Raw genomic sequence first — 9,728 nt, 5'->3', positions numbered from 1 at the left:
CGGGACGGCCGTGGCACAGCCAGCAAGGGCGAGCGCCGCTGCAGAAAGCAGGGCGGCAGAAAGATGACGCGTCATCCCTGCATCATGCGCCAGTTAATATGGCTTGGCAATGAACGGGATACCGAAGGTATCGCGCAGCATCAGCGATAGAAGATGTGGTTGTCGATCTGCGCGATGCGCGTCTTGCGCCAGCCGGGCGAGACGTAGCGGGCGTGGAAGAAAAGCGCGCCCGGAGCGTGGTTCTTCCAGCTGCCGTCGCGCGCGATCTGCGCGATCGCCACGGCGTTGTTCCACTGCGCCGCATTGCGCACCGCGGGCATCCGGCCGCCGCGCACGAAGCTGAACTGGCTCTTCTGGTGGACGACTCCGCAGAGGCTCTTGGGGAAACGGCCCGACTGGGCGCGATTGATCACGACATGCGCGACCGCGAGCTGGCCGGGGAGCGATTCGCCGCGCGATTCAAAATAGACCGCGCCGGCCAGGCAGCGCAGTTCGGCATCGATTTCGGCGGGTTTCGGCGTCGCCGCGACGAGTTCGGCGAGCGAATCGGCGGTCACCGGCGCCGGTTTCGGCTCGGGAGCGACATCGTCTTCAGGTTTTTTGCTGTCTTCGACCGGCAATTCGGCATCGGTCGACAGGTCCGCTGCTTCATCCGCGACCGGCGCATCGACGCCCGGCAAGATGATCGCGGGGATATTGGCGTCGGCTGCAAGATCGCTTGCAAAGCCCGGTTCCGCTAGAAGCAGCATGGCGGCGGCAGTCATGCCGACGGCAGCCATGCCGGCTACGTTCAAAATGCGACTCATAGTGTCCGTCAAAAGTGCGGCCGATGAACCGAACCTCTCAAAACAGGCGGGGGACTATGGTCCAGTATCGCCGCCTGCGGTCATCGTCCGACTGCGTGTCCAAACCGTTGTGCCGGGAGCTTTGCCAAGGCAGTGCACCCGCGGAACGACCTACGCGTTATCGAATGGGCGCCAGTTATTGTGCGCCGCAACAGAGTCAAGTTAACGCAGACCACTCCGCGACGAGTCGTGGCGCATCTGCGATATCCAGTTCGACGATCCACAGGTCGGGATCGGCCTTTCGCCGCCGTTCCTGATAATTTGCGCGCGATTCACCATCTTTTGCGTCGGCTGGACCGACATCCTCCCAGATATAGTGGCCGGCCGGCGAAAAGCGCCGTTCGAGCAGCGGCCCCGGTTCGCCGCGATGGCTGCACTGGACGAGGATGATTCCGGAAGTGTCGTCGCCTTTGACGAGCACGGTCACGAAGCCGCCGGCCGTTTCGGCGCGGCGGATCAGCAGGTCGACGAGGAAACGGCTTTTGAGGCGAGTCATGTCAGTTCCTCCCCATGGCTACGCCACAGGGAGGATATGGTCGATGCGTCAAACGCGGTTACGCCGCGTCACGCGTTTCGGTGTCGGCGAGCAGCGCGTAGAGCGCTTCGTCATTCTTCGCGCCGCGCAGCCGCTCGGCGATCGCCTCGTTGCGGAGCATCCGCGACACGCCGGCGAGCGCCTTCAGATGGTCGGCACCGGCATCGAGCGGCGAGAGCAGGATGAACAGCAGGTCGACCGGCAGTCCGTCGACCGCGTTGAAATCGATCGGTTTCGCAAGTTGCAGGAACAAGCCGCGCACGCCGCCGAGGTCGGCCATCTTGGCGTGCGGCAACGCGATGCCGCGGCCGAAGCCGGTCGAACCGAGGCGCTCGCGTTCGAGCAAGGCTTCGCTCACTTCGCCCGCATCGAGACCGAGCGAACGCGCCGCGAGATCGCCGACGAACGGGAAAAGCGCCTTTTTCGAATCGAGCTGGACATGCGCGCGCACGGTCGCCGGATAGAGAAGGGAAGAAAGATTCATTGCTCTGGTCAAATCTTGTTAAACGCCGGCCGCTGCCAGAACATCTGTTGGCAAGCGATCGCGGATCTGTCGTGGCAGGCCCCCCGCCATCCCGGCTTCGGGCATCGTTGGGCGCGGCCCTTAAGCCGGATGGCGGAGAAAATCCAGCCCTATCGTGGCTCGACCCAGCCGATCGTCCCGTCGTCGCGGCGATAGACCATATTGTGGGTACCGGTCTTGCTGTTGACGAAGAGCAGGGCGTTGGTGTTCCTGAGGTCGAGCATCATCACCGCGTCGGACACGCTGCTGCTCGGAATGTCGACACGCGTTTCGGCGATGATCGCGGGCGCGTCACCCGCATCCTCTTCGCCGCCGCCGTCGAAGACGATATAGCTGGCGTTGTCCTCGATCTCGTCGACCGTCGGCGAAGGCTCCGCCGGGCCGTTGTTGCGGTCCTTCAATCGTCGCATATAGCGCCTGAGCTGCTTTTCGATGCGCTCGGCGGCGCCTTCGAAGGCGACATGCGCGTCCTGCGCCTGGCCGTGCCCCTTCAGCACCAGCCCCTGCATCACATGCGCGACGATGTCGCACTGGAAACTGTCGTGCGGCCCCTTTCCGAACGTCGCGTGCGCGCCGATCGCGCGCGAGAAATATTTGTCGGCAATCGCGTTCATCCGGTCCGACACATGCGCCTGGAGCGCTTCGCCGGTTTCGATCTGGTGGCCAGAGACGCGGATTTCCATTTTTCTTCTCCTTCTTGGCCGGCGTGATGACTTAAGGGAGGGTCATCACACCGCATCGAGCCACAGCGGCTGCTTCAGCCCTGCGACAAATTCGGCGTGCCGCGCGAGTTCGGCGGCCGACGCCATATGGGGACGGGGTTCGCGAAAGGGGCGATCGGTGCCGCGCGATACGACCGAGGCAACGACAGCCGACGGTGCGGCAGCGCTCGCGGCCGAAGCGGCGAGCCCGAGGCCGATCTGCCGGCCGCCGGTCATTTCGATATAGAGGTGCGCGAGCAGCTCGGCGTCGAGCAGCGCGCCATGTTTGACGCGGTGGCTGCGGTCGATGCCGTAGCGCGTACAGAGCGCATCGAGGCTGTGTTTCGCACCCGGATGGAGCTTGCGCGCCATCTGCACCGTGCAGCACATGCGCGCCATGTCGAGCGCGGGGCGGCCAGCGCGCGCGAACTCGGCGTTGACGAAACCGAAGTCGAACGCAGCATTGTGCGCGACGAGCGGCGCGTCGCCCAGGAATTCGATCAGTTCGTCGACACGCGACGCGAAGAGTGGCTTGTCCGACAGGAACTGGATCGACAGGCCGTGGACCGCTTCAGCCGCAGCCGGCATGTCGCGTTCGGGGTTGAAATAGGCGTGGAAGGTGACGCCGGTTTCGCGGCGGTCGACCAGCTCGACACACCCGATTTCGACCAGCCTGTCCCCGCTCCTGGGGTCGAAACCCGTGGTTTCGGTATCGAAAATAATCTCGCGCATCGAAATGATAATCTGGACCCTATCGGGCGTGGAAACAAGAGGCGATAAATCTTATCTGGCGGTGCGTCTCGCTTTTGGGGCGGCCCGTTTCGATGACGAAATCGGCGCGTGCCCGCTTGACGCGGTCGGGAACCTGAAGGCGGCGGATCGCTTTCAATTTTGCCGCGGTCATGCCCGGGCGGCGCATCACGCGCTTGCGCTGCATCCATGCCGGCGCCGAAACCACGGCGATCGCTCCGACCTTTCGCCAGCCGCCTTTTTCGAAAAGGAGCGGAATGTCGAGGACGACGATGTCGCGTGCGCGGTGACGTGCAAGAAAGCGTTTCTGCGCCCTGCCCACCGCGGGGTGGATGATCGCTTCGAGCGCGGCAAGCTCGTGGGTGTTGCCAAGCACGAGGGCGCCAAGTTTCTGCCGGTCGACGCCATTCGGACCGGTCGTCCCGGGAAAGCGCGCCTCGATCACGGCGACGAGCGCGCCGCCCGGCCCCTGCAACCGGTGCACCTCTGCATCAGCGTCGAACACGGGTACGCCTTCGCGCTCGAACATCATCGCGGCGGTCGATTTGCCCATCCCGATCGATCCGGTGAGGCCGAGAATGAAGGGACGGCGGAGCCGCGAGCCGGGGCGCGGGCGATGCGTCATGCGGTCAGGAGCGCACGCAGCTCTTCGTCGCGGCCCTCGGGCGGAGACGCGCCGAAGAAGAGTTCGAAAGCGAGCGCAGCCTGGCCGATCAGCATGTCGAGCCCGTCGACAGTGTCGAGCCCGCGCGCTTCGGCGGCCTTGAGGAGGCCCGTCTGGAGCGGCGAATAGACGAGGTCGTAGACGATCGCATCGCCCGGGAGCGGCGACAGGTCGAGGTCGAGTGGCGGCTGGCCCTTCATGCCGAGGCTGCTCGAATTGACGAGCAGCGAGACTGGCGGGAGCTGCGCGTCGAGCTGGACGACCTCGCCCTTGAGGCCGAAAGTCGCGAGCAAGCCCATCGCCTTCAGCGGGCTGCGGTTGAGGATCGTCACCTGGCCGACATTGGCGCGGGCGAGGGCAAAGAGCACCGCGCGCGCTGCGCCGCCAGCGCCGACCACCGCGACGGGGGCACCTTCGAGATCGAGTTCGGCGAGCGGTGCATAAAAGCCCGCGGCATCGGTGTTGGTGCCGATCAGCGAGCCGTCCTTTTGCCGGACGATCGTGTTCATGGCGCCGATCGTGCCGCGGATATCGCCGGGATCATCGACGAGATCCATCACCGCGCCCTTGTGCGGCATGGTGACGTTGCAGCCGCGCCAGTCGGGATCGGTGCGGCGCCCGGCGATATAGGCGGTGAGGTCGTCGGGCTTTACATGCGCGCGGCGATAGTCGCCGGCGAGCCCGAGCGCATCGAGCCAGAAGCCGTGGATCAACGGTGATTTCGACTGGGCGATCGGGTCGCCGATGACCTCGGCGTACGGGGTGCTCATGACGGTGCGAGCCCGGTGGCGCGCAGCCACGCCAGCAAGGGGAGCATCGGCATGCCGATGATGGTCCAGGGGTCGCCCTCGACCCGTTCGAACAATTGCACGCCCGCTCCTTCGATTTCGTAACAGCCGACGGTCCAGCGGATGCTGTCCCATTCGCGCGCGACATAGTCGGCGATGAAGGCGTCGGACAAGGGGCGCATCCAGAGTTTCGCTTCGCCGATCGCGCGCCACACGGGAATGCCGTCGCGCGCGGCGACCGCCGCACTGAACAGGCGGTGGCGGGTGCCGGCCATACGGCGGAGATGATCGGCCGCGTCTTCGGGGCTTTCGGGCTTGGCGAGCATCGGCCCGTCGTCGAGCGCGAGCGTCGAGTCGGCGCCGAGCACCGTCACACCCGGAAGCCGCGACGAAATTTTGACGGCCTTCGCTTCGGCAAGTGCGTCGGCGATGTTGCGCGGGGTCTGCCCGGCGGCGAGCAGCGAGGCGGTCAGCGCCTCCTCGTCGACATGCGCGGCGCTGGTTTCGAAACGAAGTCCGGCGGCGCGGAGCATCGCGGCGCGGCCGCTGCTTTGCGAGGCGAGGAGGAGGGTCATGCGGCGCCGCGGTCTTCGACGAGCTTGATCACCGCGGCGGCGGTCTCCTCGATCGACCGGCGCGTGACGTCGATCACCGGCCAGCCATTATCGGCGAACATCCGCCGCGCATAGGCGAGCTCGGCCTTCACGCGCTCGTCGTCGACATAGGCGGTTTCGGGCGCCTGGTTGAGCGAAAGCAGGCGGTTGCGGCGGACCTGTACGAGCCGGTCGAGTCCGGTGGTGAGTCCGACGACCATCGGCCGTTTCAGATTGAACAACGCATTCGGCGGCGGCGATTCGGGGACGATCGGGATATTCGCGGTCTTGAAACCACGGTTCGCGAGATAGATACTGGTCGGGGTTTTCGAGGTGCGCGACACGCCGGCCAGTACGATATCGGCCTGTTCCCAATTTTCCCAACCGATGCCATCGTCATGAGCGACGGTAAACTGGATCGCCTCGACGCGCGCGAAATAGGCGGCGTCGAGCTGGTGCTGGCGGCCGGGACGCGCCTTCGCTTCTTGCCCGAGCATTCGCGACAGCGCATCGGTCACCGCATCGAGCGCCGCGACGGTCGGCAGACCCTGCGCGCGCGCGCGGCGTTCAAGGCTCACGCGCAACTCGCCATTCACCAGCGTGAAGAGGATCATTCCGGGGCTCGCCTGTACCTCGGCCATGATCCGGTCGAGATGCGATTCCGATCGGACCATCGGCCAGAAATGGCGCACGACCTCGACATCGTCGAACTGCGCGATCGCCGCCTTGGCGATATTTTCGAGTGTCTCGCCCGTGGAGTCGGATATGAGATGCAAGTGGAGCCGGCCCATCGCGGCACCATGGCGGGAAAGCGCCGAAAAAGGCAAGTCACGAAGCGCTTTACCGGCCTGTGGATAATTTTTGGCATAAGCGCAGGGATGAATTCGGCAGGCGCGATTCATCCCCGGCCGTGTCGATTCCGCTCCACTGCTTATCCACAAGGGATGACTCTTATCCACAGGCTGTGAATTAGGGGGACAGCGACAAGCGACTCTCGCCGCGAACAAGGGAAACCGAGAGTCAAGCTGTTGGCAAAAAGGACGCCCCGGCCTAAAGCCGCGCTTGTCCGCCGACCTACAAACCACCACCATATTATCTAAATATGTATATGAAGAGAGAAAGAGGACCCGCGTGAAGGCGTCACCGAAGAGTCTGCTCGCAACGCTGCGCGGGGTGCGCCAGGAGCGCCCCGCCCTCTGGCTGATGCGTCAGGCCGGACGTTATCTTCCCGAATATCGCGCCCTTCGCGAAACCAAGGGCGGTTTTCTCGAACTCTGCTACGACCCTGAAGCCGCGGCCGAGGTAACTTTGCAGCCAATCCGGCGCTTCGGTTTCGACGGCTCGATCCTCTTCTCGGACATTCTCGTTATTCCGCATGCGCTCGGCCAGCATCTGTGGTTCGAGGCGGGTGAGGGGCCGCGGCTCGCACCGCCGCTCGTCGACAGTAGGCTCGCGTCGCTGGAGATGGCACATGAGCGGCTCGATCCCGTCTACGCGACGGTGGCGCGTGTCGCGGCCGCCCTGCCGCCCGAAACGACCTTTCTCGGCTTCGCAGGAAGCCCGTGGACGGTCGCGACCTATATGGTGGCGGGGCAGGGGTCGAAGGATCAGGCAGCCGCGCGTCGCCTCGCATTCGGTGACCCGGCAGCATTTCAGGCGATCGTCGATGCGATCGTCGACCTGACCGTCACCTATCTGTCGGGCCAGATCGAAAATGGCGTCGATACCGTGCAGTTGTTCGACAGCTGGGCGGGAAGTCTTTCACCGGCGCAATATGAGCGGTGGGTGATCGCGCCCAACGCCGAAATCGTCCGCCGGTTGAAGGCCATGCATCCCGACACGCCGGTCATCGGTTTTCCGAAGGGCGCGGGCGGCAAGCTCCGCGCCTATGCCGACGAAACCGGGGTCGATGCGATCGGGCTCGACGAGACGGTCGATCCGGTGTGGGCCGACGCCGCCTTGCCGGAGCATCTGCCGGTCCAGGGCAATCTCGACCCGCTCGCGCTCGTCGCTGGCGGCGATGCACTCGATACGGCGATCGACCGCATCCTTGCGGCCTTCCCTTCGCGTCCCCATATCTTCAATCTCGGCCATGGGATCGTGCCCGACACGCCGATCGCCCATGTCGAGCATCTGATCAGACGCGTTCGCGGCGGGTAATCTATGGAACTGGCTGGTTTTCTGGGGGCGACGATGCTTTGGATCAAAGCCGCGCATATCATTTTCGTGATTTTCCTGATGGCCGGCTTGTTCATGATGCCGCGCTTCTTCGTCTATCATCATCAGGCGCCCGTCGGCTCCGACGAAGATAAAAAATGGATCGAGCGCGAGGACCGGCTGCGGCGGATCATTTTGAACCCGTCGCTGATCATCGTGTGGATCTTCGGCCTGATGCTCGCCTTCAACGGCGATTATTGGCACGAGGGCTGGTTCATCGCCAAATTGCTGCTCGTGATCGGCCTGTCGGGTTATCATGGCTGGATGATCGGCTATTTCAAGAAGCTGAAGAAAGGCGAGCGTCCGCTCACCGAAAAGCAGCTGCGGATGCTCAACGAGGTCCCGGGCATCGCCGCGGCGATCATCGTCATCCTCGTCGTCGTCCGCCCCTGATCCTGCTCTCTAACCTCGTCATGCCGGACTTGATCCGGCATCCATTTCAGCGCCGGCGCAAATGGACCCCGGATCAAGTCCGGGGTGACGAGAGGTTAAAGTGCCTGTTGATAAGCGCTCGTTCACCGCAGCGCGATTGACTTGGACCCGGCCCGGTTATAGGGGCCGGTCAACCCCGCCTCGTGCGGGCGGCGCGTCCTTGCGCCGACGCTATCTTGAACGGTCGTCCCACGGCCGGATAGGCACCCCGGCGGTGCAACGAATTCGTTTCATTTCTCCCTGATTTTCTACCCGGAATCCATCCCATGCATCTTAAAGAACTCAAAACCAAAGCGCCCGCCCAACTCGTCGAAATGGCGGAAGAACTGGGGGTCGAGGGCGCGTCGACGCTGCGCAAGCAGGACCTGATGTTCTCGATCCTGAAGGAACTCGCCGAAGAGGGCGAGGAAATCATCGGATCGGGCACGATCGAGGTCCTGCCCGACTCGTTCGGCTTCCTGCGCTCGTCGGACGCCAATTATCTCGCCGGTCCGGACGATATCTATGTGTCGCCGAACCAGGTCCGCAAATATGGCCTGCGCACCGGCGACACCGTCGAGGGCGAGATCCGCGCGCCGCGCGACGGCGAGCGCTATTTTGCGCTGACCAAGCTGATCAAGGTCAATTTCGACGATCCCGAAGCGGTGCGCCACCGCGTCAATTTCGACAACCTCACGCCGCTTTATCCGAACCAGAAGCTGTCGCTCGACACCGTCGACCCGACGGTGAAGGACAAGTCGGCACGCGTGATCGACCTCGTCAGCCCGCAGGGCAAGGGCCAGCGCGCGCTGATCGTCGCGCCGCCGCGCACGGGTAAGACGGTGCTGTTGCAGAATATCGCCAAGGCGATCACCGACAACCATCCCGAGGTCTACCTCATCGTCCTCCTCGTCGACGAACGTCCCGAGGAAGTCACCGACATGCAGCGCAGCGTCAACGGCGAAGTCGTCTCCTCGACCTTCGACGAGCCCGCGACGCGCCACGTCCAGGTTGCCGAAATGGTGATCGAAAAGGCCAAGCGCCTTGTCGAGCACAAGAAGGATGTGGTCATCCTGCTCGATTCGATCACGCGCCTCGGCCGCGCGTACAACACGGTCGTCCCGTCGTCGGGCAAGGTGCTGACCGGCGGTGTCGACGCGAATGCGCTCCAGCGGCCGAAGCGTTTCTTCGGCGCTGCGCGTAACATCGAGGAAGGCGGTTCGCTCTCGATCATCGCGACCGCGCTGATCGACACCGGCAGCCGCATGGACGAGGTGATCTTCGAAGAATTCAAGGGCACGGGTAACTCTGAAATCGTGCTCGACCGCAAGGTCGCCGACAAGCGCATCTTCCCGTCGCTCGACGTCGGCAAGTCGGGTACCCGCAAGGAAGAATTGCTCGTCGAAAAGGACAAGCTCAGCAAAATGTGGGTGCTGCGCCGCATCCTCATGCAGATGGGCACGATCGACGCGATGGAATTCCTGCTCGACAAGATCAAGGATTCGAAGACCAACGAGGATTTCTTCGACAGCATGAACCAGTAAATTGGCATGGCCGTCCTCGAACATGCGCTGCTTCACGTCCGTGCGGGCAGCGAAGACGCGTTCGAGGCGGCCGTCCGCGAAGCCAAACCGCTGATCGAGGTATCACCGGGCTTTATTTCGCTCGAAATTCGCCGTCCGACAGCAACCGGACAGGCTT

13 protein-coding genes are annotated in these 9,728 nt (G+C 63.8%); 4 read left to right on the top strand and 9 right to left on the bottom strand.

Annotated elements, in window-relative coordinates; genetic code table 11:
- Positions 1–140: 140 nt before the first annotated feature.
- The 9 genes from VGD20_RS07185 to VGD20_RS07145 form a co-directional block, all read right to left on the bottom strand.
- A complete protein-coding gene (locus VGD20_RS07185; protein WP_331133797.1) occupies positions 141–806 on the bottom strand; it encodes a cell wall hydrolase in 666 nt (221 codons plus the stop codon).
- 196 nt (positions 807–1,002) lie between these two features.
- Complete coding sequence (locus tag VGD20_RS07180; protein WP_331133796.1) at positions 1,003–1,341, bottom strand: DUF1491 family protein; 339 nt, start codon at positions 1,339–1,341, stop codon at positions 1,003–1,005.
- Positions 1,342–1,399: 58 nt separating this feature from the next.
- The gene (locus VGD20_RS07175) at positions 1,400–1,864 is read right to left on the bottom strand and encodes a PTS sugar transporter subunit IIA (RefSeq protein WP_331133795.1); all 465 of its coding nucleotides are present in this window, start codon (positions 1,862–1,864) and stop codon (positions 1,400–1,402) included.
- A gap of 149 nt (positions 1,865–2,013) precedes the next feature.
- Positions 2,014–2,586 (bottom strand): ribosome hibernation-promoting factor, HPF/YfiA family, encoded by a 573-nt coding sequence (gene hpf, locus VGD20_RS07170; protein ID WP_331133794.1) that lies wholly within the window; start codon positions 2,584–2,586, stop codon positions 2,014–2,016.
- Positions 2,587–2,631: 45 nt separating this feature from the next.
- Positions 2,632–3,336, bottom strand: coding sequence for a DNA polymerase III subunit epsilon (gene dnaQ, locus VGD20_RS07165; protein WP_331133793.1), 705 nt, complete (start codon positions 3,334–3,336; stop codon positions 2,632–2,634).
- A 19-nt stretch (positions 3,337–3,355) separates the two neighbouring features.
- Positions 3,356–3,979, bottom strand: a complete 624-nt coding sequence (coaE, locus tag VGD20_RS07160; RefSeq protein WP_331133792.1) for a dephospho-CoA kinase — start codon at positions 3,977–3,979, stop codon at positions 3,356–3,358.
- A complete protein-coding gene (gene aroE / locus VGD20_RS07155; protein ID WP_331133791.1) occupies positions 3,976–4,788 on the bottom strand; it encodes a shikimate dehydrogenase in 813 nt (270 codons plus the stop codon). The genes coaE and aroE overlap by 4 nt, the downstream gene beginning before the upstream one ends.
- Positions 4,785–5,381 carry a Maf family protein gene (locus VGD20_RS07150; protein ID WP_331133790.1) on the bottom strand — a complete coding sequence of 199 codons (597 nt, stop codon included), beginning with the start codon at positions 5,379–5,381 and terminating at the stop codon, positions 4,785–4,787. The genes aroE and VGD20_RS07150 overlap by 4 nt, the downstream gene beginning before the upstream one ends.
- Positions 5,378–6,190, bottom strand: coding sequence for a pyruvate, water dikinase regulatory protein (locus VGD20_RS07145; RefSeq protein ID WP_331133789.1), 813 nt, complete (start codon positions 6,188–6,190; stop codon positions 5,378–5,380). Before VGD20_RS07145 ends, VGD20_RS07150 begins: the two co-directional genes overlap by 4 nt.
- Before the next feature lie 340 nt (positions 6,191–6,530).
- Here VGD20_RS07145 and hemE point away from each other — a divergent pair, with 340 nt between their 5' ends.
- The 4 genes from hemE to VGD20_RS07125 form a co-directional block, all read left to right on the top strand.
- Entirely contained in the window at positions 6,531–7,559 is a 1,029-nt protein-coding gene (gene hemE / locus VGD20_RS07140; protein ID WP_331133788.1) for a uroporphyrinogen decarboxylase, read from the top strand.
- Between the two features lie 33 nt (positions 7,560–7,592).
- On the top strand, positions 7,593–8,009 hold the full coding sequence (locus VGD20_RS07135; RefSeq protein WP_414714552.1) for a CopD family protein: 417 nt from the start codon (positions 7,593–7,595) through the stop codon (positions 8,007–8,009).
- A 305-nt stretch (positions 8,010–8,314) separates the two neighbouring features.
- A complete protein-coding gene (rho, locus tag VGD20_RS07130) occupies positions 8,315–9,571 on the top strand; it encodes a transcription termination factor Rho (protein WP_192647717.1) in 1,257 nt (418 codons plus the stop codon).
- A 6-nt stretch (positions 9,572–9,577) separates the two neighbouring features.
- Positions 9,578–9,728: antibiotic biosynthesis monooxygenase family protein (locus VGD20_RS07125; RefSeq protein ID WP_331133798.1), on the top strand; the 151-nt coding region annotated here is incomplete at its 3' end.

The sequence above is a fragment of the Sphingopyxis sp. genome, assembly GCF_036402335.1.
Taxonomy (GTDB): domain Bacteria; phylum Pseudomonadota; class Alphaproteobacteria; order Sphingomonadales; family Sphingomonadaceae; genus Sphingopyxis.
This window is presented reverse-complemented; position numbering and strand designations above follow the sequence as displayed.